At 36.5% G+C, this 24024-nt stretch carries 16 protein-coding genes and 1 riboswitch; of the genes, 15 read left to right on the forward strand and 1 reads right to left on the reverse strand.

Going from position 1 to position 24024, the window contains the following annotated elements; all coding sequences use genetic code 11:
• Positions 1-1154: 1154 nt before the first annotated feature.
• Entirely contained in the window at positions 1155-1610 is a 456-nt protein-coding gene (gene spoVAC, locus E5Z56_RS06455) for a stage V sporulation protein AC (protein ID WP_138157092.1), read from the reverse strand.
• A 118-nt stretch (positions 1611-1728) separates the two neighbouring features.
• On the opposite strand from spoVAC, the gene E5Z56_RS06460 reads away from it, so the two are divergent.
• From E5Z56_RS06460 to E5Z56_RS06530, 15 genes are all read left to right on the forward strand, one after another.
• Entirely contained in the window at positions 1729-2850 is a 1122-nt protein-coding gene (locus tag E5Z56_RS06460; RefSeq protein ID WP_138157093.1) for a cysteine desulfurase family protein, read from the forward strand.
• 14 nt (positions 2851-2864) lie between these two features.
• Positions 2865-4037, forward strand: coding sequence for a tRNA uracil 4-sulfurtransferase ThiI (thiI, locus tag E5Z56_RS06465; RefSeq protein ID WP_138157094.1), 1173 nt, complete (start codon positions 2865-2867; stop codon positions 4035-4037).
• Positions 4038-4048: 11 nt separating this feature from the next.
• Positions 4049-6169 (forward strand): class B sortase, encoded by a 2121-nt coding sequence (gene srtB, locus E5Z56_RS06470; RefSeq protein ID WP_175405402.1) that lies wholly within the window; start codon positions 4049-4051, stop codon positions 6167-6169.
• 5 nt (positions 6170-6174) lie between these two features.
• Positions 6175-6591: a hypothetical protein gene (locus E5Z56_RS06475; protein WP_138157096.1), complete on the forward strand. Its 417-nt coding sequence runs from the start codon at positions 6175-6177 to the stop codon at positions 6589-6591.
• 54 nt (positions 6592-6645) lie between these two features.
• A complete protein-coding gene (locus E5Z56_RS06480; protein ID WP_138157097.1) occupies positions 6646-7350 on the forward strand; it encodes a gamma-glutamyl-gamma-aminobutyrate hydrolase family protein in 705 nt (234 codons plus the stop codon).
• Between the two features lie 31 nt (positions 7351-7381).
• Positions 7382-7458, forward strand: a riboswitch (Fluoride riboswitch).
• Between the two features lie 38 nt (positions 7459-7496).
• Positions 7497-8717, forward strand: a complete 1221-nt coding sequence (locus E5Z56_RS06485) for a chloride channel protein (RefSeq protein WP_138157098.1) — start codon at positions 7497-7499, stop codon at positions 8715-8717.
• 353 nt (positions 8718-9070) lie between these two features.
• On the forward strand, positions 9071-12880 hold the full coding sequence (gene rpoB, locus E5Z56_RS06490) for a DNA-directed RNA polymerase subunit beta (RefSeq protein ID WP_138157099.1): 3810 nt from the start codon (positions 9071-9073) through the stop codon (positions 12878-12880).
• A 17-nt stretch (positions 12881-12897) separates the two neighbouring features.
• Positions 12898-16443 (forward strand): DNA-directed RNA polymerase subunit beta', encoded by a 3546-nt coding sequence (gene rpoC / locus E5Z56_RS06495; protein WP_138157100.1) that lies wholly within the window; start codon positions 12898-12900, stop codon positions 16441-16443.
• 206 nt (positions 16444-16649) lie between these two features.
• The gene (gene rpsL, locus E5Z56_RS06500) at positions 16650-17069 is read left to right on the forward strand and encodes a 30S ribosomal protein S12 (RefSeq protein WP_022504815.1); all 420 of its coding nucleotides are present in this window, start codon (positions 16650-16652) and stop codon (positions 17067-17069) included.
• 145 nt (positions 17070-17214) lie between these two features.
• Complete coding sequence (rpsG, locus tag E5Z56_RS06505) at positions 17215-17685, forward strand: 30S ribosomal protein S7 (protein WP_138157101.1); 471 nt, start codon at positions 17215-17217, stop codon at positions 17683-17685.
• Positions 17686-17729: 44 nt separating this feature from the next.
• The gene (fusA, locus tag E5Z56_RS06510) at positions 17730-19814 is read left to right on the forward strand and encodes an elongation factor G (RefSeq protein ID WP_138157102.1); all 2085 of its coding nucleotides are present in this window, start codon (positions 17730-17732) and stop codon (positions 19812-19814) included.
• Between the two features lie 116 nt (positions 19815-19930).
• Complete coding sequence (tuf, locus tag E5Z56_RS06515; RefSeq protein ID WP_138157103.1) at positions 19931-21133, forward strand: elongation factor Tu; 1203 nt, start codon at positions 19931-19933, stop codon at positions 21131-21133.
• A 228-nt stretch (positions 21134-21361) separates the two neighbouring features.
• On the forward strand, positions 21362-23077 hold the full coding sequence (locus E5Z56_RS06520; RefSeq protein ID WP_138157104.1) for a right-handed parallel beta-helix repeat-containing protein: 1716 nt from the start codon (positions 21362-21364) through the stop codon (positions 23075-23077).
• A 27-nt stretch (positions 23078-23104) separates the two neighbouring features.
• Entirely contained in the window at positions 23105-23527 is a 423-nt protein-coding gene (locus E5Z56_RS06525; RefSeq protein ID WP_138157105.1) for a hypothetical protein, read from the forward strand.
• Positions 23528-23682: 155 nt separating this feature from the next.
• Positions 23683-23946, forward strand: a complete 264-nt coding sequence (locus E5Z56_RS06530; RefSeq protein WP_022504809.1) for a DUF1292 domain-containing protein — start codon at positions 23683-23685, stop codon at positions 23944-23946.
• Positions 23947-24024: the final 78 nt, after the last annotated feature.

Here is a 24024-nt window from a genome sequence, read left to right on the forward strand (position 1 = left end):
GATGCCTTTATCCTTTCGTATTTGTGCTTATAAAGCGAGGTAGGCAGTAGTGCAAGAAGAAAGTATGTCACCGATAAAGTAAGAAGAAATTAATAGACAAATAAAAAGTAATATATACTATTATTACGGATTCCATTAGGAATCCTTGTTTTTTTATTATCCAACAATAGAGTGACAGGAGTTGAAGGTGACGAGAACGACTGCTGCCGGTGGCAGATGAAAGGAGTTCGAGGAAGAGCTACAACAGGGAGTTTGAGGCAGTGCATTTATGCACAACGCTAAACGACCATGTTGTACTTGGAGTTAAGAAAACAGTCCGGTGGACTGTTTTTAGGGAGAGCGTAGATGCTCCTATCCTTTCGTATTTGTGCTAATAAAGCGAGGTAGGCAGTAGTGCAAGAAGAAAGTATGTCACCGATAAAGTAAGAAGAAATTAATAGACAAATAAAAAGTAATATATACTATTATTACGGATACCGTTTGGTATCCGTATTTTTTTATATCCAGCAAAATAGTGACAAGTACTACAAATTTGGGTTTGTAGAGTTAGAATTCAGCTTGTTTTGTGGTAGATATTTAGAATTAGCAGAGACTAACCAGTCTCCCTTGTGTAAAGGGAGGGGGACCACGAAGTGGTGGAAGGATTGTCTAGTAGGCAGTAATAGATAGATAAAATTTAGATAGGAAAACAAAACCTATTATATATCTATCGAATAAAACTGATATATTAAAAAGTATGTACCATAACAATCCCTCAGTCGCTCTTTAAGAGTAAATTGTCATTCTTCCAATTTACGAGCGACAGCTCCCTTTACACAAGGGAGCCTTATTTGCTGAAATTTAATACTTTACATCTAGCACTACAAACCCTAATTTATCTAACTCACCTTTACCAACAAAAAATTAAAAAATTCTTATAATCAACACAAAGCCAACAAATTAATATTTTATAATAAGACCTACAATGGATAAATTGTAGGTCTTTATCTTTTTATGTTGTTTTAATTATATATGATTCTAATTAATTACATAATTAAATGTATTATATTTTTATTATTTCACATTATTGTGACTATTTCAAAAATAGGAAATCTAATAAAATAAAGAACAATATCAAATTAATATGGGTAACGATTTAAAATAAGCAACAATAATTACAACGGCTTTATTCCGAATAGGGAAAGAATTTGAAGTACAAGGCCACAAACTACAGATGCTGAGATACCATAGACTAACACAGGACCGGCAATGATAAACATTTTAACACCTAAGCCTAGCACAAGACCTTCACTTTTAAATTCAATAGCAGGAGAGGCAATAGAGTTTGCAAAACCGGTAATAGGTACAAGTGTACCGGCACCACCTATTTTTGCAATGTTGTCATACCAGCCAATAAAAGTTATAAGTATTCCTATGAATATTAATGTAATAGATACAAGTGTACCGGCATTATCCTTGTTCATTCCTAAATATTCATATAGGTTTTGAAAGCCTTGACCAATAGCACAGATTAGCCCACCAATCCAAAATGCATTGAAACAATCCTTTATGATAGGACTGTTGTGGCTATATTTCTTTACAAGTTTACTATATTCTTTGTTTGAAATCATATTATCACCTAAATTTATTTTATCCAATAAATGTAATGTTATGAAATTTTATTTTGCTATTTCATTTGTTAAATTTTTGTTGTATAATATCCTTGTATAACTATGAAGAGGAATGAAAATGCATTATTTAGATAACAGTGCAACTACTTGTGTCTATCAGGACTCAGCAAAAGTTGCTTATGACATTATGACAAAAAATTACGGTAATCCCAGCTCATTGCATAAAATGGGCTATGATGCATCTCTTGTACTTGATAATGCAAGAGAAGTTATTGCAAAGTCTGTTGGTGCTGAACCAAAGGAAATTTATTTTACTTCCGGTGGTACAGAAGCCAATAACCTTGCAGTTATGGGTACTGTAAATGCTAAAAAGAGAAATGGCAATAAAATTGTCACAACAGCTATTGAACACCCATCAGTTTTGGAAACAATGAAAGTCCTTGAAGAAAGAGGCTTTAATGTTGTTTATATTAAGCCTGAGAATGGTGTGATTCCACTTTCTGCTTTAGAAAAGGAAATTGATAAGGATACTATCCTTGTGTCTGTTATGACAGTTAATAACGAAACAGGGCTTGTAACACCTACAGAAAAGATACCTTCAATTATTAAGAAAAATAATTCCAAGGCTGTTTTCCATACTGACTTTGTTCAAGGCTATGGAAAGCTAAATTGTAAGGTAAAGAAAATCGGTTGTGATTTGCTAACAGTTTCTTCTCACAAAGTACATGGACCTAAGGGTGTGGGTGCTTTGTATGTGAAGAAGGGTACACGACTTGTACCAAATACTTATGGTGGTATGCAAGAAAATAAAGTAAGACCCGGTACAGAGGCTTTGCCTTTGATTGGTGCATTTGCAAATGCAGTAGAAAAATTTAATGTTCATAAAAATTATGAGAAAGTCAAGGAACTACATTCCTACTGTATGGAACAGTTAGGTGATATTGATGGCTTAACTGTTAATAGTACAGACTTTCCATATGTTATAAATGTGTCAACAAATTGTGTTATGAGTCAGACAATGTTAACATATCTTGCCGATAAGTATGATGTGTGTATTAGTTCAGGTTCTGCTTGTCACAAAGGTGAACTTAGCCATGTGCTTTCTGCTTATGGTTACAGTGCCGATAGAATCAACTCTGCACTAAGAATCAGCTTTTGTGAAAGTAACACTAAAGAAGATGTTGATGCTTTAGTAATGGGTATAAAAAACGGTTTGAAAGAACTGGTAAAATTTAAATAAAGTTGAGAGATAATATGAAAGAAATTGTTTTAATTAAAGTTGGAGAAATTATCCTAAAAGGTTTAAATAGAAAAAGCTTTGAAAGTAAGCTAATTAAGAATATTAAATCAGCACTTGATGGTGGAGATGAATGTAAGGTTATTTCAGCTCAATCAACAATTTATGTTGAACCTGTTTATGATGATGCTGATATTGAGGATATTTGTGACAGAATCAGCAAGGTTTTTGGTATTGTTGCATTCCATAGAGCAGCAGTAGCAGAAAAGACAATGGAAAGTATTTCTGAGGTTGCAGTTGAGTACCTAGCTGATTATCTTGATACTGCCAATACTTTTAAAGTTGAAGCTAAGCGTAGTGACAAAAAGTTCCCTCTAAAGTCACCTGAAATTTCTCGTGAAATGGGTGGAATTATCCTAAAGCACTTTAACCATCTATCAGTTGATGTACACAACCCTGATGTTCAAGTTACTGTTGAAATTCGTGACTTTGGTGCATATATTCATGCAGGAGTTGTTAAGGGTGCAGGTGGTGTACCTGTTGGCACAAGTGGCAACGGTACAATTCTAATCAGTGGTGGTATTGATTCCCCTGTAGCTGCTTGGATGATGGCTAAGAGAGGTCTAAGACTAAATGCAGTACATTTTGCTTCACCTCCATATACTTCACAGAGAGCAGAGGACAAGGTAGTCAGACTACTAAAGAAGGTTTCTGCTTATGCCGGTGAAATCACAATGTACACAGTACCATTTACAGAAATTCAAGAAAGAATCAAGAACAATTGTCCTGAAGAACTTTTCACAATTATTATGAGAAGACTTATGATGCAAATGTCCGAAAGAATTGCAAAGGATACAAAGAGCAGTTGCCTAATTACAGGTGAAAGTTTAGGTCAGGTTGCATCCCAAACAATGCAAGCAATTGTTACTACTGATGAAGCAACAGATATGGTTGTATTCCGTCCATTAATCGGTATGGATAAGGAAGAAATTATCCAAATTTCTCGTAAGATTGATACATTTGAAACATCAATTGAACCATATGAAGACTGTTGTACAGTATTTACACCAAAGCATCCTCGTACAAAGCCTGTACTAAAGAGAGTTAAGGATGCACAAGAAAAAGCTAATTTTGATGAATTAATCGAAACATCATTAAATAACCTAAAAGTTACTCACATTAATCCATAAGGATGAGGAAAATGAAGATACTTCTGCTACTAAAAGAAGATATACAAGTTAATAGAAAAACTTCTGTATTAAAAGAAGTGCCAACTGACTTGGAAAGTGTGGACAAAACTTATGAAGTGAATCCAAAACTTTTAAAGAAAGCTGTTCTTGAGTTGCAGAAAAACAGTGATGTAACAGAAATCATTACTTGTGGTTCTTCAGATACAGAAAGAAAGTTCAGAACAACTTATGCAGACACTATTGCATATCTTGAGAAACAACTGAACAAAGATAAAGAGGGGCTTCCTGAGAAAGAAAAGGTACAAGGTAAGCACTTTGATATTTCTGAAAAGGACAAAGAACTTCTCAAGAAAAAGGATGTTTCAAAGTTAGAAATAGCCCTTGCAAAGTTTAAACCTAAAGCAAAAACTGCTTTAAGTTATGCTAAAAATTATTGGAAATATTTAAAGGGCAAAACCTATAACAAAAAGAAAATTCCTGTTTATCTTGATGTGGATTATTTCTGCTTTAGTACCCAAAAAATCGACTTCTTTGCTTTTGTTAATGTAAGTGATGAAGTTATTTTAAAAGGTGAAAAGTTCTTAGCTGAGAAAAAGCTACAACAACAGTACATAGTTAAGAATTACGACAGTGGCATTAATAAATTTATTAAGAACCACATTCCACTAAAGGTAGATAACAAGAATGAAGTAATCCGTAAGACTATTCAGAATGTTGCAGTTGTGGCTTTTGTAGTTGCAGGTGTGTTCTTACTTTATAACAATGTTTATAAGTCAGTTGAGAATACTGCTATTCAGTCAGAAATTCAGTCTATCTACTATGATGGTGACACAACAAAGAAAGTTTCTGAAAAAGAAAAGGTAAGAAATTTTAAAAAACTACAAAACATCAACAGTGAAATTGTAGCATGGATAAATGTACCACATACAAATATTGATTATCCTGTACTTTATCATAAAGAGGACACTTTACATAGTCAGTATTATTTGTACAATAACTATGAAAAGAACTATTCTCAATACGGTAGTATATTTATTGACTTTAGAAGTCAACAAGGTGTAAAGAGTAAGAATGTTATTATGCATGGACATCATATGATGGATGGTAGTATGTTTGCCAACCTATTGAAGTACGGCAAAACCTCTATTGATATGAATTTCTACAAGAAAAGTCCTACCTTTACAGTTACAACACCGGATGACGGTGATGAAGTTTACAAGATTATTTCTGTTTACAAAACTACCGGTGATAAAAACGAAAAAGATTTCTTTAACTATCTACAAGGTGACTTTACAAGTGATGCAGAATTTATGAACTATGTGTATAACATAAAGGCTAGATCACTTATAGATACACCTGTTGATATAAACGAAAATGATACACTTGTAACCTTATCAACTTGTTCCTATGAGGTTCACGAAAATTACAGAACTGTTGTGGTAGGAAGAAAAGTCAGAAAAGGCGAAAGTGAAAAGGTAAATGTTTCTTCAGCAGTAAAGAACAAAAATCCTTATTTCCCATCAAGTTATTATTATCGTTTTGGTGGGACTCAGCCAAAGCTAACTTCCTTTAGAACAGAACTAAAGAAAGGTACTATTTCTTGGTATGACGGTAAGGGTAACCTAAGAGGTAATCAAAAGTTAACAGGTGGTAAGTATGTTATTGACAGAACTTCTACTACAACTAAGAAACCAAGTTCCAGCACAAAGAAAACTTCTTCAACATCAACAACTAAACCTACTACAAAAACATCCACCACAAAAGCTACTAAACCAAGTACTACAAGACCAAGAAAGGTTTACTATACAGTTAAATTTGTAAATGCAAACGGTAAGACTATTAAACTTCAAAGAGTGGAGAAAGGTCATAGTGCCTCTGCACCGAAAGCACCATCAAAAGCATCTACAAGGTACTATAGATATAAGTTTGTAAGGTGGAGCAATAGATTTAACCGTGTAAACAGTAACCTTGTAATTAAGCCGATTTATGCTAAGGTAAGGATACCTCAGCATAAACCAAAGCCAACTACACCAAAACCAACAAAGCCAAAGCCAACTACAGTACCTAAGACAACTGTACCAACTACAACACATACTACTGAACCGGCAACAGAAGAAATAGAAGAGGATTGATAACTATGAAATGCGATTTAATTTTTTATCTTGCAAAGAAAACTGCATTGTGTGAAAAGAAGATAAAAGAGCTTTTTGCCACTACTATTTATCAGCTAAATTCTGTTACTGCTTCTACTACACCTGATAGTTTAGGTATGCAACTGACAGATGCACTAAATTGTGTGAATCTAATCTTTGTTGTTGGTGGGTTAAGGGATAATGATGTTAGAGCAATTTCAAATGTACTGTCTAAAGCACTTGCAAATTCCTCAACAAATATCATTCCTAAAAGGCTAAAGAATGAAGTTGGAGATTTTGACGGATATATTCTAAGGTCAGGAAAACAAACGATAATTTGTATTCCGGATAATCCGGAAGAAATCGAAAATATGTTAAACGAAAATATGTTTAACTACCTAAACAGAATATACAGTGAATAAAGCAAAGAGGCTTTCCGTAATGGAAAGTCTCTTTTTGTATAAGGAGAGATTTTTATGAAGAAACCTATAATCGGTGTAACACCACTGGTTGATATTCAAAGGGAGAGTTATTGGCTAGTACCGGGATATATGAAAGGTATTGAAGTAAATGGTGGTATTCCAATAATGTTGCCACTTACTTGTAATAAAGCTGATATAGATACATTGGTAAATATGTGTGATGGATTTCTGTTTACAGGTGGTCAAGATATTTCGCCTAGTTTGTATAGTGAAGATAAGTCAAGTTTATGTGGTGAAGTGTGTGAAGAAAGAGATACTATGGAGAAAATTCTATTTGCAAAAGTTTTGGAAAATGATAAATCAGCTTTAGGCATTTGTAGAGGTATTCAGTTTTTTAATGCTTATTTAGGTGGTACAATTTATCAGGACTTAATAGCTGAAACAAAGACAAAAGTTTTCCACAAACAAAAGCCACCATATGGAAAACCCAGTCACATTGTAAATTTAGTTAAAGGTTCTCCGTTACAAAATCTTTTGAAAACTGATAACCTACCGGTGAACAGTTATCATCATCAAGGAGTAAAGAAACTTGCCGATAACTTAAAGCCTATGGCATATGCTACTGATAATTTGGTTGAAAGTGTGTATATGCCCGGTAAAAAGTTTGTGTGGGCAGTACAATGGCATCCTGAATTTTCTTATACTACCGATAAGTACAGCAGAATGATTTTTAGGGCATTTGTAGATAGTTGTCTATAAATCTTGACAATATTACTGAAAGATAATATAATAGCACCTAGGGAATGAATGTCTCCCTTAGTAATTATTACTTAAACTGCTTTTTAAGCTGATGACTTCTGCATTTTGCAGGGTTATCAGCTTTTTTTCGTGTAAGGAGGAATATTGTGGAGAATTTTAAGAAGAAATCATTTACTGTACTAAAATACATAGCCTTTGGTGTGGTGATAGGTGTATTGGTTGGTGCAATTGATACTTTGTTTGGCAGAGTGTTAATAGCTATTACAGATTTTAGAACAGACTATTATCTTTTCCTATTACCCTTTTTGCCATTAGCCGGACTATTAATTACCTGGATGTACAATAAGTTTAGTGCAGTTAGCCTAAAGGGTATGTCACTTGTTTTTGAAACAGGTCAAAGTAAGAGAAATTCAATACCCTTACCATTAGTGCCACTTGTAATGATAGGCACTTGGATTACCCATTTGTTTGGTGGTAGTGCCGGTAGGGAAGGTGTTGCAGTACAAATCGGTGCAACCTTATCCCATAGAATAGGTAGAAAGTTTCACTTTTCTAATAATGAGAGAGTGTTGCTTATTACCGGTATGTCAGCAGGTTTTGGTGGATTGTTTCAGACACCATTAGGTGCAGTTTTCTTTGCACTTGAAGTTATTGTTGCCGGATATTTGGAGTATGAAGCATTACTACCGGCTTTTATTGCATCAATAGTTGCTTGTATAACTTCTCATACTTTAGGACTGGAGAAATTCTCAGTTAATGTTACAGATACCCTTGATCTAACAGATTACAAAGTGATAATTTTCCTAGTGATAATGGGTATTGCTTTTGGGCTAGTAGGTAGATTGTTTTCTTATCTACTACAAAAGTCAAAGGACTTTATGAAAAATAAAATCAAGAATCCATATGTGAGAATAGGTGTAGTTTCTGTTCCACTGGCAATAATTTTAATTTTCTTCTATGGTGGCAGATATAGTGGACTTGGTACAAATCTGATTTCAGCATCATTTAGTGGTGGGGAAGTTCATTACTATGATTTTATTGTAAAGCTACTGCTGACTATCGTAACCTTGGCTATAGGTTTCCAAGGTGGTGAGGTTACACCTTTATTTTCAATAGGTGCAACACTTGGAGTTGTGCTGGGTAATTTATTTGGTATTTCCCCAATTGTGTGTGGAGCTATTGGATATGTTGCAGTATTTGGCAGTGCAACAAATACTTTAATTGCACCTATACTTTTAGGGGTAGAGGTTTTTGGTGTAGCCAATGTTTTGCCTATAGCTATAGTTTGTATAATTGCATATATAGTAAACGGAAACCTTTCAATTTATTCCTCTCAGCAGAAAGCTATGTTTGGCTTTGAAGAATAAACAGTAAAAATTATTGTAAAATTAATTATTTAAAACTAACAACTGTAACGGGTGTTTAGTTAACCGTACAGCAGTACAACAAAAAAGACCTTTGAGCTTAAAAATAGCCCAAAGGTCATATTTTTCTAAAAAAATAAAGATTTTCGCATTTTTTGCAAAAATCTCTTGACATTCAAAAACTTCTTGTGTATAATAGTACGGCATAATATTATGAGATAGTATCGCTAGTATGCCTTTCTTATGGGTGAATATTACCACAAGTTTTTTTACTTGTCAAGTGGTAATATTTAAAGCGACTCTCAGTAATAAAGTTATATAAAAGTAGTGCAAATATACAAAAGGAGTGAACTAAAGTGGTAGATGTCAAACCAGTTAAGCTTGGCAGAAACGAAAGAATGTCCTTTGGTAAGATTGATGAAGTTATCCAGATGCCTCATCTTCTTGATATCCAGAGAAAGTCTTACCAGTGGTTCCTTGAAGAAGGACTAAGGGAAGTCTTTAAAGATGTATCAGGTATTACTGATTACACAGGTAACCTTGTTCTTGACTTTATGGATTATGAGCTGGATGTTGATAAGCCAAATTATTCAGTTATTGAATGTAAAGAAAGAGATGCCACATATTCAGCAGCCCTTAGGGTTACTGCAAGACTGTTAAATAAGGAAACAGGCGAAATCAAGGAATCTAATGTATTCATGGGTGATTTTCCTCTTATGACAGACAGTGGTACATTCGTTATCAACGGTGCAGAAAGAGTTATTGTTTCTCAGCTTGTTAGAAGCCCTGGTGTTTACTACAAGATGGACCGTGATAAGACAGGTAAGGAACTTTATTCCTCAACTGTTATTCCTAACCGTGGTGCTTGGCTAGAATACGAAAACGACATTAACGATGTTTTCTATGTTCGTATTGATAAGAACAGAAAGATTCCTGTAACAGTATTTATCCGTTCATTAATCGGTCTTGAAGCTTTGCTAAAAGACAGAGAAGAAAAGGAAATGAACGGTGAAAAGTGGAACCTTGAAGATGTTGACCTTACTGTAATCGGTAAGGATAGCGAAATCATTGATATCTTCGATATGAACGATATGATGAAGGCTACTATCGAAAAGGATACTACTACTAACGCTGCAGAAGGTCTGATTGAAGTTTACAAAAAGCTAAGACCATCTGAACCTCCAACAATTGAATCTGCTATGACTCATCTATCAAATCTATTCTTTGACGATAGAAGATATGATATGTCAAGAGTAGGTAGATATAAGTACAACAAAAAGCTTGGTATTGCTCACCGTCTTGAAGGTTACAAGTTAGCATCTCCTATTGCTAACCCAAGAACAGGTGAAGTTATGGCTCTTGCTGATGAAGTTATCACAAGAGAAAAGGCTTTTGAAATTGAAAATGCCGGTGTTACACTTGCTTATGTTAAGAGCGATGACGATATTCCTGTAAAGGTTATCTCAAACGGTATGGTTGACATTAATGCTTATGTTGACTTTGATGCTGACAAAGAATGTGGTATTAACGAAAAAGTAAGAGCATCTGTACTTTTCCCAATTCTTGAAGAATGTGAAACAGAAGAAGAGTTAAAGGACGCTCTAATTGATAACAAAGCAGAGCTAATCCCTAACTACATTACTATTGATGATATATTTGCTACTATTAACTATATGAATTCCCTAGCACAGGGTATTGGTGTAACAGACGACATTGACCACCTTGCTAACAGAAGAATCCGTTGCGTAGGTGAACTACTACAGAACCAGTTTAGAATTGGTTTTAGCCGTCTTGAAAGAGTTATCCGTGAAAGAATGACACTTCAGGCTCAAGACCCTGAGGCACTTTCACCAAATACACTAATTAACATTCGTCCTGTAACAGCAGCTATCAAAGAGTTCTTCGGTAGTTCCCCTCTATCACAGTTTATGGACCAGAACAACCCTCTTGCTGAACTAACACATAAGAGAAGACTTTCAGCCCTAGGTCCGGGTGGTCTTTCAAGAGACCGTGCATCATTCGAAGTTCGAGATGTTCACTATACTCACTATGGTCGTATGTGTCCTATCGAAACTCCTGAAGGTCCTAACATCGGTCTAATCTCTTACTTAGCTACTTTTGCAAAGATTAATGAATACGGCTTCATTGAAGCTCCATATAGAAAGATTGATAAAGAAACAGGTATCGTTACTGACGAAGTTGTTTATATGACAGCTGATGTTGAAGATGGTTTCAAGGTTGCTCAGGCTAACGAACCACTTGACGAAAACGGCCGTTTTGTTAACAAGAAGGTTGTTGGTCGTTGCAGAGAAGAATTTGTAGAACTTGCTCCTGAAGAATTCGACTTTATGGATATTTCTCCTAAGATGGTTGTTTCTGTTGCTACATCTCTAATTCCTTTTCTAGAAAACGATGACGCAAACCGTGCTCTTATGGGTGCTAACATGCAGCGTCAGGCTGTGCCTCTACTTGTTACAGAATCTCCTATCGTTGGTACAGGTATGGAATACAAAGCCGGTGTTGACTCAGGTAACTGTATTCTTGCTGAAGAAGACGGTATTGTACTTTCTGTTTCTGCTGACAAGATTTGTGTTCAGTATGACAGTGGTAGAATTCAGAACTTTGATGTAATCAAGTTCCTTCGTTCTAACCAGAGTACTTGTATCAATCAGATTCCTGTTGTTGACAGAGGTCAAAGAGTTGTTAAGGGCGAAGTTCTTGCTGATGGTCCTGCTACAGACAACGGTGAACTTGCTCTTGGTAAGAACGCACTTATCGGATTTATGACTTGGGAAGGTTATAACTACGAAGATGCTGTTCTAATTAACGAAAAGATTGTACGTGAAGATATGTACACATCTATTCATATTGAAGAACATGAAACAGAAGCTCGTGATACAAAGCTAGGCCCTGAAGAAATCACTCGTGACATTCCAAATGTTGGTGAAGATATGCTTAAGGACCTTGACGAAAACGGTATTATCCACATCGGTGCTGAAGTTCGTTCAGGTGATATTCTTGTTGGTAAGGTAACTCCAAAGGGTGAAACTGAACTAACTGCTGAAGAAAGACTACTAAGAGCTATCTTCGGTGAAAAGGCAAGAGAAGTTAGAGATACTTCACTTAGAGTACCTCATGGTGAAACAGGTATAGTTGTTGATGTTAAGGTATTTACTCGTGAAGAAAGTGCTTCAGAACTACAACCGGGTGTTAACAAGGTTGTTAGAGTTTACCTAGCTCAGAAGAGAAAGCTATCTGTTGGTGATAAGATGGCAGGTCGTCATGGTAACAAGGGTGTTGTTTCCAGAATTCTACCTCAGGAAGATATGCCATTCCTACCTGACGGTACTCCACTTGACATTGTTCTAAACCCTCTAGGTGTTCCATCTCGTATGAACATCGGACAGGTTCTTGAAGTTCACCTAGGTTATGCTGCTAAGGCTCTGGGTTGGAAGATTATGACACCGGTATTTGACGGTGCTCATGAACAGGATATTTTCCAGTGTCTAAAAGATGCCGGTTATAGCGAAGACGGTAAAACATGGCTGGTTGATGGCCGTACAGGTGAAAGATTTGATAACCCTGTTACCGTTGGTTATATGTATTACTTGAAGTTGCATCACCTTGTTGATGATAAGATTCATGCTCGTTCAACAGGCCCATACTCACTAGTTACTCAACAGCCACTTGGTGGTAAAGCACAGTTCGGTGGTCAGCGTTTCGGTGAAATGGAAGTTTGGGCACTTGAAGCTTATGGTGCTGCTTATACTCTACAGGAAATCCTAACAGTTAAGTCTGATGATGTTGTTGGTAGAGTTAAAACTTACGAATCAATCGTTAAGGGTCAGAACATTCCTACTCCTGGTATTCCTGAATCATTTAAGGTTCTTATTAAGGAATTACAGTCACTTGCTCTTGATGTTAAGGTACTTGACGAAGATAAGAATGAAATCGACCTAAAGCAACATTTTGATGATGATATTCCTGAAGTTGCTAATAACGAAGAAACCCTTGAAGAAGATAATGTTATGACTTCCGAAGGTATGGAAGGTTTCGTACTAGACGAAGATTCTGATGGCGAGGGTAATATGTTTGATGAAAACTCAATCGTTGAAGATAATGACGATATGTTAAACTTTGATGATTTTGGTTCAGATGAATTATAATAAGGAGGCAGTTTATAATGGAAAACAATACATTTGATTCAATTAAAATTGGTCTTGCCTCCCCTGACCAGATTAGAGAATGGTCATATGGTGAAGTTAAGAAACCAGAAACAATTAACTACAGAACATTAAAGCCTGAGAGAGACGGTCTATTCTGTGAAAGAATTTTCGGACCTACTAAGGACTGGGAATGTCACTGTGGTAAATATAAGAAAATCCGTTTTAAAGGCAAAATTTGTGATAGATGTGGTGTTGAAGTTACAAGATCCAAGGTCCGTAGAGAAAGAATGGGTCATATTGAACTAGCTGCTCCTGTATCACACATTTGGTACTTTAAGGGTATTCCTTCAAGAATTTCCCTAATGCTTGATATTTCTCCTAAAGCCCTAGAACAGGTTCTATACTTTGCATCTTACATTGTTATTGATCCGGGTGAAGCTAGAGAAATCTCTAAAATGCAGATTCTTACTGAAACAGAATACAGAGATTTGTATGAAAAGTATGAAGATGACTTTAGAGCAGGTATGGGTGCTGAAGCTATCAAGGAACTTCTAACAGAAATCGACCTTGACCAGCTATATACTCAGATTACTACTGATCTTGAAGGTGCATCAGGTCAGAAGAGAGTTAGACTTCTAAAGAGATTGGAAGTTGTTGAATCATTCCGTCAGTCAGGTAACAGACCTGAATGGATGATTCTTGATGTTGTTCCTGTTATTCCACCGGACATCAGACCTATGGTTCAGCTTGATGGTGGTAGATTTGCAACATCTGACCTTAATGACCTATATAGAAGAGTTATTAACAGAAACAACCGTCTTGCAAGACTACTTGAACTACAAGCTCCTGATATTATTATCAGAAACGAAAAGAGAATGCTACAGGAAGCTGTTGACTCACTAATTGACAACGGCAGAAAGGGCAGACCTGTTACAGGTCCTAACAACAGACCTCTTAAGTCACTATCTGATATGCTAAAGGGTAAGCAAGGTCGTTTCCGTCAGAACCTACTAGGTAAGCGTGTTGACTACTCAGGTCGTTCAGTTATCGTTGTTGGTCCTGAACTAAAGATGTATCAGTGTGGTCTTCCTAAGGAAATGGCACTTGAACTATTTAAGCCTTTCGTTATGAAGAGACTTGTAGAAACAAAGGCTGTTGTAAATATTAAGGCTGCAAGAAAAGCAGTTGAAAGAGCAAAGCCTGAAGTTTGGGATGCACTTGAAGTTGTTATCAAGGGTCATCCGGTTCTTTTAAACCGTGCTCCTACACTTCATAGACTTGGTATTCAGGCATTTGAACCTGTACTTGTTGAAGGTCGTGCTTTAAAGCTACATCCACTTGTATGTACTGCTTACAACGCTGACTTCGATGGTGACCAGATGGCTGTCCATGTACCACTATCTGCAGAAGCTCAGGCTGAAGCAAGATTCCTAATGCTTGCTGCCGGTAACCTACTAAAGCCTTCTGATGGTCGTCCTGTTTGTGTACCTACACAGGATATGATTCTTGGTTCTTATTACCTAACACTTGATAAGGACGGAGAAAAGGGTGAAGGTAAGGTATTTAGAGATGTTGATGAAGCTATGATGGCTTATCAGACAGGTTACCTAACACTTCATTCTAAGATTAAGGTTAGAATGACTAAGGAATTCAACGGTGTTAAAGAATCAGGCCTAGTTGATACAACAGTTGGTAAGATTATTTTCAATAACCCAATTCCTCAGGATCTAGGCTTTGTTGACAGAAGTTTGGAAGAAAACAAATTTAAATTAGAAATCGACTTCCTTGTAGGCAAGAAACAACTTGGTAAGATTATTGATGCTTGTATCAGAGTACACGGCACACAGACTACTTCAGTTGTTCTTGACCATATCAAGGCTCAAGGTTATAAATATTCAACAAGAGGTGCTATCACAGTAGCTGTTTGTGATGCTAAGATTCCACCTGAGAAGAAAGCAATTATCTCAGCTGCAGAAGAACAAGTTGATGGTATCCGTAACGAATATATGATGGGTTTCCTATCAAACGACGAACGTTACCAAAATGTTCTTAAAGTTTGGGAAAAAGCTACTGATGATGTTACTGCAAAACTACAGGATAACCTAGATAGATTCAACCCAATCTATATGATGGCTGACTCTGGTGCTCGTGGTAGTATGTCACAGATTCGTCAGCTAGCCGGTATGCGTGGTTTGATTGCCAACACATCAGGTAAAACAATTGAAATCCCTATCAGAGCTAACTACCGTGAAGGTCTAAACATCATGGAATACTTTATTTCTTCCAGAGGTGCTCGTAAGGGTCTGGCCGATACTGCTCTAAGAACTGCCGACTCAGGTTACCTAACAAGAAGACTTGTTGACGTTTCTCAGGATGTTATTATTCGTGAAGATGATTGTCATACTGATGAAGGTCTTGAAATCTTCGATATTAAGTCAGGTAACAATGTTATCGAAGGTCTTCGTGAAAGACTTATCGGTAGATACCTTGTTCATGACTTCTGTGATGAAAATGGCAATGTTCTTGTATCTAAGGACAAGATGATGGGCGAAGAAGAAGCTGACATTATTGTTAATGCCGGTACAGAAGAAATCGAAATCAGAAGTATCCTTGGTTGTCATTGCAAGCATGGCGTATGTAGAAAGTGCTACGGTTCTAACCTTGCAAACGGTCAGCCTGTTACTGTTGGTGAAGCTGTTGGTATTATCGCAGCTCAGTCAATCGGTGAACCTGGTACTCAGCTAACAATGAGAACATTCCACACCGGTGGTGTTGCTTCTGCTGAAGATATTACACAGGGCCTTCCAAGAGTTGAAGAACTATTTGAAGCCAGAAAGCCTAAGTCACTTGCTATTATTTCTGAAATCGATGGTGAAGTTAGATTTGAAGAAATTAAGAAGGCTCGTCACGCAGTTGTTTATAATAAGGCAACAGGTGAAGAAAGACAGTACCTAATCCCATTCGGCTTTAGAGTAAATGTTGAAGAAGGTCAGGTTATCAAGGCCGGTGACAAGATTACTGATGGTGCTATTTATCCGGCTGATATTCTTTCAATCCTTGGTCCAAAGGCTGTTCAGAACTACCTAATCTCTGAAGTACAGTCAACATACCGTCTACAGGGTGTTGATATTAACGATAAGCATATCGAAGTTATTGTTCGTCAGATGATGAAGAAGGTTAAGATTGAAGACAGTGGTTCTACTAGCTTTATGGCAGGTCAGAACTATGACCGTAACGAAGTTCTTTACGAAAACAAGATGATTGAAGAAAGAATTAAGAACGGTGAAGAAGGTCTTAAACCTGCTAAGTATACTCAGTTACTTCTTGGTATTACAAAGGCAGCTCTTGCTACTGATTCATTCCTATCAGCTGCTTCATTCCAGGAAACAACAAGAGTTCTTACAGATGCTGCTATTAAGGGTAAGGTTGACCCACTGGTAGGTCTAAAAGAAAATGTTATCATTGGTAAGCTAATTCCTGCCGGTACAGGTATGCACAGATACAACGGTGTTGAACTGGAAGAAAACTATGTTCAGCCACAGCAGGTACAGCCACTTGACTAATATATAACTGTTTGAATTAGAGGTTACCCTTATGGGTAGCCTCTTTTTTGCAGAAAAAAAGAAAAAATATGAAATTTATTATTGACAATGTTGTAACTTATGTGATAGAATGACGGTAAGCGTGGAATAGGGTAATTGCGTAAAATTACAGTAAAATCCGTGCTAAAATATCGGAAAACCGAAATAACTTAAGAAGGAGGAAAAAAATGCCTACATTTAACCAGCTTGTTCGCAAGGGTAGAGAAGTTACTGAAAAGAAGGCAAAGGCACCTGCTCTTTTAAAGGGTTGGAACTCACAGAAGAGACAGGCTACTGATAATGCTTCCCCACAAAAGAGAGGCGTATGTACTAAAGTGTCAACTGCTACACCAAAGAAGCCTAACTCAGCTCTTAGAAAGATTGCCAGAGTAAGACTTTCAAACGGTATTGAAGTTAGTTCTTATATCCCTGGTGTTGGTCATAACCTACAGGAACACTCAGTTGTTCTTATCCGTGGTGGCCGTGTAAAAGACTTACCTGGTGTACGTTACCATATCGTTCGTGGCACACTTGATGCTCAGGGCGTTGCTAACAGAAATCAGGCTCGTTCAAAGTATGGCGCAAAGCGCCCAAAAGCAGGTAAATAAGGAATTGACAAACTAACACTTTTATGTTAAACAGTTACTGCAAAAGCAGACTTTATATAGATTATAGAGTTTCTGTTGGCAGTACGGAAGTTTGTCGCTTTCGAGTACCTATGATATCTCAAATATTGTGAAGGAGGGAAGTAAAGTGCCAAGAAGAGGCTCAATCGCAAAACGTGATGTTTTGCCAGACCCAATGTATAATTCAAAACTAGTTACTCGTCTAATCAACAACATTATGCTTGATGGTAAGAAGGGTGTTGCTCAAAAAATCGTTTACGGTGCATTCGACATCATCCAGGAAAAGACAGGTAACGATCCACTAGAAACATTCGAGAACGCAATGGAAAATGTTATGCCGGTTCTTGAAGTTAAAGCTCGTCGTGTAGGTGGTGCAACTTACCAAGTACCTATGGAAGTTAGAGCAGAAAGAAGACAGACTCTAGGTCTTCGTTGGATCACAGCATATTCAAGACAGCGTTCAGAAAGAACAATGAAAGAAAGACTTGCTGGTGAAATCCTTGATGCTATCAACAGTACAGGTGGCGCATTTAAGAAGCGTGAAGATACTCATAAGATGGCTGAAGCTAATAAGGCTTTCGCTCATTACAGATGGTAATAGCAGGACTTATTAGAAATAACTTATAAAGGAGGATATTAACCGTGGCAAGACAGGTTTCACTTGAAATGACAAGAAATATCGGTATCATGGCTCACATTGATGCCGGTAAAACTACAACTACTGAAAGAATTCTGTACTACACAGGTGTTAACCATAAGATTGGTGAAACACATGATGGTGCTGCTACTATGGACTGGATGGTTCAGGAACAAGAACGTGGTGTAACAATTACATCTGCTGCTACTACATGTTTCTGGAAGGACCACAGAATCAACATCATCGACACACCTGGTCACGTTGACTTCACTGCTGAAGTTGAACGTTCACTTCGTGTACTTGACGGTTCTGTAACAGTACTTTGTGCTAAGGGTGGTGTTGAACCACAGTCAGAAACAGTTTGGAGACAGGCTGATAACTATCATGTTCCAAGAATGGCTTATGTAAATAAGATGGACATTATGGGTGCTGACTTCTACAGAGTTGTTCAGATGATGAAAGACAGACTAAGCTGTAACGCAGTTCCAATTCAGCTACCAATCGGTGCTGAAGATACATTCAGAGGCATTGTTGACCTAGTTACAATGAAGGCTGAAGTATATTACAATGATGACGGTACAGACATTAGAGAAGAAGAAATTCCTGAAGATATGAAGGAAATCGCTCAGAAATACCATGAACAGCTAATTGATTCTGTTGCAGAACTTGATGATGCTCTAATGGAAAAATATTTCGAAGGCGAAGAACTAACAATTGACGAAATTAAGAAGACTATTCGTAAGGCTACTATCGCTAACGAAATGGTACCTGTAACTTGTGGTACTTCATACCGTAACAAGGGTGTTCAGCTACTTCTTAATGCTATCGTTGACTATATGCCAGCTCCTGTTGACATTCCATCAATTAAGGGTGTTAACCCAGACACAGGCGAAGAAGATGTAAGACATTCTTCTGACGATGAACCATTTGCAGCTCTTGCATTTAAGATTGCAACTGACCCATTCGTTGGTAAGCTATGTTTCTTCAGAGTATATTCCGGTGTTGTTAATGCTGGTCAGACAGTTTACAACGCATCAAAGGATAAGAACGAAAGACTTGGTCGTATCCTACAGATGCATGCTAACCATAGAAAAGACATTGATACAGTTTATGCCGGTGATATTGCTGCTGCTGTTGGTCTAAAGAATACTACAACAGGTGATACTCTTTGTGACGAAAAGCACCCTATCATCCTTGAATCAATGGAATTCCCAGAACCTGTTATTAGAGTTGCTATTGAACCTAAGACAAAAGCAGGTCAGGAAAAGATGGGTATTGCTCTTGCAAAACTTGCAGAAGAAGACCCAACATTTAAGGCATATACAGATGAAGAAACAGGCCAGACAATCATTGCCGGTATGGGTGAACTTCATCTAGAAATTATCGTTGACAGACTACTAAGAGAATTCAAGGTAGAAGCTAACATCGGTGCTCCACAGGTTGCTTATAAAGAAACAATCCGTTCTGAAGCAGATGTTGATATGAAGTATGCTCGTCAGTCAGGTGGTAAAGGTCAGTACGGTCATGTTAAGATTCGTGTTTCTCCTAACCCAGGCAAGGGCTACGAATTTGTTAACTCTATCGTTGGTGGTGCTATTCCTAAGGAATACATTCCAGCAGTTGACCAAGGTATCCAGGGTGCTATGCAGTCAGGTATCTTAGCTAACTACAATGTAGTTGACTGTAAGGTTGAACTATATGATGGTTCTTACCATGAAGTTGACTCATCTGAAATGGCATTTAAGATTGCCGGTTCTATGGCTTTCAAGGAAGCTATGAAGAAGGCAGATCCTGTTCTACTTGAACCACTAATGAAGGTTACAGTTATTGTTCCTGAAGAGTATATGGGTGACGTTATCGGTGACCTTAACTCTCGTCGTGGTCAGATTCAGGGTATGGAAGCTGTTGGTAATGCTCAGCGTATCAACGCTCATGTTCCTCTATCTGAAATGTTCGGTTATGCTACTGATATGCGTTCTAAGACTCAGGGCCGTGGTCAGTACGTAATGGAACCAGACACATATCAGGAAGTTCCAAAGTCAATCGCTGAAGACATTATGTCAAAGCGTAATAAGAAGTCTGAAGACTAATATCTTATAAATTAATACTCTTTTGTTGATTATATATCAACAAAAGGGTTGCAATTTTATTAAAAAATTGTTACAATAATAACTACCAAGATTTTAATCTAAGGAGGATTATAAAAATGGCAAGAGAAAAGTTTGAAAGAAATAAGCCACACGTAAACATTGGTACTATCGGTCACGTTGACCATGGTAAAACTACACTTACAGCTGCTATCACAAAGGTTCTTAACCTAAACGGTGAAGCAGACTTCGTTGATTATGCTAATATCGATAAGGCTCCAGAAGAAAGAGAAAGAGGTATTACAATCAACACAGCTCACGTTGAATATGAAACAGATAAGAGACACTATGCTCACGTTGACTGCCCAGGCCATGCTGACTATGTTAAAAACATGATCACTGGTGCTGCTCAGATGGACGGTGCTATCCTTGTTGTTTCTGCTGCTGATGGTCCTATGCCACAGACAAGAGAACACATCCTTCTATCTCGTCAGGTTGGTGTTCCATACATCGTTGTATTCATGAACAAGACTGACCAAGTTGACGATCCTGAACTACTAGAACTAGTAGAAATGGAAATTCGTGACCTACTAAACGAATATGACTTCCCAGGCGATGACACTCCAATCATCAAGGGTTCAGCATATCTTGCTCTAACAAGCACATCAACAGATACAAACGCTCCTGAATACAAGTGTATTCACGAACTAATGGATGCTGTTGACGAATTCATCCCAACTCCAGAAAGAGATTCTGATAAGCCATTCATCATGCCAGTTGAAGACGTATTCACAATCACAGGTCGTGGTACTGTTGCAACAGGTAGAGTTGAAAGAGGCGTTATCAACGTAAATGATGAAGTTGAAATCGTTGGTCTAACAGACGAAATCCGTAAGGTTGTTGTTACAGGTCTTGAAATGTTCAGAAAGTCTCTAGACTATGCTGAATGTGGTGATAACGTTGGTGCACTTCTAAGAGGTGTTCAGAGATCTGAAATCGAAAGAGGTCAGGTTCTTGCAAAGCCAGGTACAATTCACCCACATAAGAAGTTCAGTGGCCAGGTTTACGTTCTAACAAAGGACGAAGGTGGCCGTCATACTCCATTCTTCAACAACTACCGTCCACAGTTCTATTTCAGAACAACAGACGTAACAGGTACAATCACACTTCCAGAAGGTACAGAAATGTGCATGCCTGGTGATAACGTTGAAATGTCAGTTGAACTAATCACTCCTATCGCTATCGAAGAAGGTCTTCGTTTCGCTATCCGTGAAGGTGGTAGAACAGTTGGTTCAGGTGCTGTTACATCTATCAACGAATAATTATAATTTAATATAATTATTTACCTAAGTAATTTAGTCCCTTGTCTTTTGACAAGGGACTTTTTGCGTTTGTTTCTTATTAATTATAAATTCTTGTTGTGAAATTATACAAAGTGGTAATATCCTTGTAATACACTTTGCACAAAGTTATTGTGGTGTTTTAATATACATTTACAGTTAAAAATATAAGTGGTATAATGTAGTTACAATATATTTGGAGGGATAATTATGAACATATTTAAGAAGTTTATACCGTTGTGCTTATGTTTATCAATGATATGTACTTTATTTGGCTTTCAAACTGTAGAAGGTGCTACTGCATATGATGAAACAATTTCTAACGGTAGTTTTGCAGACTTTCAACAAGCATTGCTAAATGCAAAAGACAAAGGCACTGCTAATCATATTTATAAAATACATATTACAAAGGATTTAAGAATTAATCAATCTGTAGGCATTTATTCAAACACTATGATTGTTGTTGATAAAAATGTAAAAATTATTCGTAATTTACCTGCAGGTGATGGTGGTACAACATTCAGAGTAGGTAAACCGGGTTCTTCTGCTTCAGGATATTATTATAAGAATATTACAATTCAAGGTGGTATTTGGGATGGTAATGTTAGAAGTAAAGATACAGGTTTCTGTACATTTAAAGTAAATCATTCTCAGAATGTTAAGTTCCTTAATATGACAATTCAAAACGACCTTGAAGGTCATATGATTGAGGCAGGTGCTGTTAATGGCTTAACAATTTCTAGGGTGAATTTCAAGAATCATAAGTGCTACTTTAAGGCTCATAAAAATAAGAATGATTACTATGAGCATGAAGAAGCTTTACAACTTGATGTAAATCTATATGAAACAACTGCTATCGGTAATTATGATAAATACCAAAACAAAAATGTAACTGTTGATAGATGTAATTTTACAAACCTAGGCAGAGGCATTGGTTCTCATAATAGTATTGATGGTTGTTATTTCACAAATATGAAGTTTACAAACAATACCTTCAAGAATATTAAGAGTTATGCTATCGGTGCTATTAATTATAGAAATAGCAGAATTCAGAATAATAAAATTCTAAACTGTGGTTCAGGTATTTTGTTTGTAAATTCTAAGCCTAATTATACAGGCTATACCGGTACATATGTTGTAAACAACTGGAATTTAAAGGTTAATTCTTCTAAGGATAATTCCATTATTTCAGGTAATACAATTACAATTAATAGCCCAAAATCTAAAGATAGCAGAGCTTTGTACATTAACGGTAACAAAATTTCAAAACCTGCGATTTATAAAAAAGGTCTTAACTCAGCTAACAGACTATCCGGTTATCAAGGCTATCTAAAGGGTGACCACAGAATTAATGGCTTAACAATTACTAAAAATAACATTACTGTTAAGAATATGACTGCTGTCTTTTATACAGGCATCAGAAACTCAACATTCTCTAACAATAATATTACATTTAACGGCAATCAAAAATCAGATTACTATGGCTTAACAATGGATAGTGTTCCGGATCAGCTAAATGAAAATGTAACTGTTAGTGGCAACAAAATCAAGAATTTTAACAGTGGTATCCTATGTAAGAATAGCAAGAAAGTAACTTTCAAAAATACTACTGTTTATAATTCATATAAGCAACATATTTATCTTGAAAGTGTCAATGTTACATTTGACGGTTGTTCACTTGATAAAGCAAAAACTAAGCATGGTATTGCAAGTAAGAACAGTACCATTACTTTGAAAAATACTAATATTACTAATGCAAAAGAATTTGGTCTTTATTCTTACAACTGTTCCGGTAAAGTAACAGGTGGTAAGATTGCAAATTGTGGTAAGTACGGTATCGGTGCATACAAGAAAGGTATTTCCTATAGCAAGGTTAAGTTCTCCAATAACGGTGCAAACGGTAAATGTAATTATTACAGAGGCTAATTTATTATTATCTAAGGAGTGTTTAGAATGAAAAAATTAATGTGCCTTGTCACAGTTATAATGATGATTTCTATGTTTGCTTTCAGCATTAATTCTTTTAGTGCTGATGAAGTAAATAATAATGAAACTACCCTTGTAACTAATCAGGATGATACTGAAAATGAAGATTTTAACGATGAAGATTTCGTTGATATGGATGGACACGATGATGACCTTGCTGATGAATATTACAGGGAACACGGTGATGAGGATGATGAGGACAATCTAGCTACAGATGATGAAATGGCTTATTCTAGTGGTAATCCTGCACCAAAAGAGTCAACTTCCGATGAAGTAGGTTCAGAAATGAGTTCACCTAAAACCGGTAATGAAGATACATATACTGCAGTAGTTTTAGCACTACTATTTGGTTCAGTAGCATCTGTTGCAGTTTATAAGCTAAAGAAGTAATTTATAAGAGAGATAAAAGGTCTGTTACTAGGTAGCAGACCTTTTTAGCAGATAATTAAGGTATAATAAAAGCTAATGACAGAAAATAGGTTAGGATTATTGCAATTTTATTTAAAGTATTGTACACTATTTATATAACTTTTTAGGAGGATACTATGGAAAAGAATGTAATTTTCACTTTAGAAGACGATTTAGGCAATGAAACTGAGTTTGAATTGCTTGATGTTATTAACTATAAAAATGATGAATATGCTGTTTTAATTGAGAATGTTGAGGATGTTGAGGACTTAACTATTCTTAAGATAGACAGTTATGATGACCAAGAAGAGGTTTATACCGGTATTGATGACGATGATTTGGTACAGAAAATTTTTGATATTTTCAAAAAAAATCATCCGGATGAATTTGATTATAAATAATTTTCATTTCAATTTCCATATTTATGTATTAAATTGCATAGCAAAAAAGGCACTCAGCTGAGTGCCTTTTCTGTTTAG

This window comes from Ruminococcus bovis (assembly GCF_005601135.1).
GTDB classification, from domain to species: domain Bacteria; phylum Bacillota; class Clostridia; order Oscillospirales; family Acutalibacteraceae; genus Ruminococcoides; species Ruminococcoides bovis.

Bases quoted from the DNA above. Each gene is read 5' to 3' on its own strand.
- rpoC (WP_138157100.1), top strand. From the start codon at position 12,898: ATGGAAAACAATACATTTGATTCAATTAAAATTGGTCTTGCCTCCCCT.
- spoVAC (WP_138157092.1), bottom strand. From the start codon at position 1,610: ATGATTTCAAACAAAGAATATAGTAAACTTGTAAAGAAATATAGCCAC.
- E5Z56_RS06480 (WP_138157097.1), top strand. From the start codon at position 6,646: ATGAAGAAACCTATAATCGGTGTAACACCACTGGTTGATATTCAAAGG.
- srtB (WP_175405402.1), top strand. From the start codon at position 4,049: ATGAAGATACTTCTGCTACTAAAAGAAGATATACAAGTTAATAGAAAA.
- E5Z56_RS06530 (WP_022504809.1), top strand. From the start codon at position 23,683: ATGGAAAAGAATGTAATTTTCACTTTAGAAGACGATTTAGGCAATGAA.
- E5Z56_RS06475 (WP_138157096.1), top strand. From the start codon at position 6,175: ATGAAATGCGATTTAATTTTTTATCTTGCAAAGAAAACTGCATTGTGT.
- rpsL (WP_022504815.1), top strand. From the start codon at position 16,650: ATGCCTACATTTAACCAGCTTGTTCGCAAGGGTAGAGAAGTTACTGAA.
- E5Z56_RS06525 (WP_138157105.1), top strand. From the start codon at position 23,105: ATGAAAAAATTAATGTGCCTTGTCACAGTTATAATGATGATTTCTATG.
- tuf (WP_138157103.1), top strand. From the start codon at position 19,931: ATGGCAAGAGAAAAGTTTGAAAGAAATAAGCCACACGTAAACATTGGT.
- thiI (WP_138157094.1), top strand. From the start codon at position 2,865: ATGAAAGAAATTGTTTTAATTAAAGTTGGAGAAATTATCCTAAAAGGT.
- E5Z56_RS06520 (WP_138157104.1), top strand. From the start codon at position 21,362: ATGAACATATTTAAGAAGTTTATACCGTTGTGCTTATGTTTATCAATG.
- E5Z56_RS06460 (WP_138157093.1), top strand. From the start codon at position 1,729: ATGCATTATTTAGATAACAGTGCAACTACTTGTGTCTATCAGGACTCA.